The following is a 250-nucleotide window of genomic DNA, read 5'->3' as shown; positions in this document are numbered from 1 at the left end:
CAATATCGTCAATATAGGTAAAGTCGCGTTTCATCTGGCCCTGGTTATATACGTCAATCGCCTCACCGGCAATCATTGCTCGGGTGAATTTGAATAACGCCATATCCGGACGGCCCCACGGGCCATAGACCGTAAAGAAGCGCAATCCAGTGGTAGGCAGCTGATAGAGATGCGAGTAAGTGTGTGACATTAACTCGTTGGCTTTTTTGGTCGCTGCATATAAAGAAACCGGATGATCAACGCTATCTTC

At 47.6% G+C, this 250-nt stretch carries 1 protein-coding gene; it reads right to left on the bottom strand.

All coding sequences use genetic code 11. From position 1 onward, the window contains the following. Positions 1-250, bottom strand: a 250-nt coding sequence (locus SB765_RS32150) for an NAD-dependent epimerase/dehydratase family protein (protein ID WP_410932830.1), incomplete at both ends; no start/stop codon positions are given.

This window comes from Pseudomonas sp. SIMBA_067, from assembly GCF_046534675.1.
In the GTDB taxonomy this organism is placed as follows: Bacteria; Pseudomonadota; Gammaproteobacteria; order Pseudomonadales; family Pseudomonadaceae; genus Aquipseudomonas; species Aquipseudomonas putida.
This window is presented reverse-complemented; position numbering and strand designations above follow the sequence as displayed.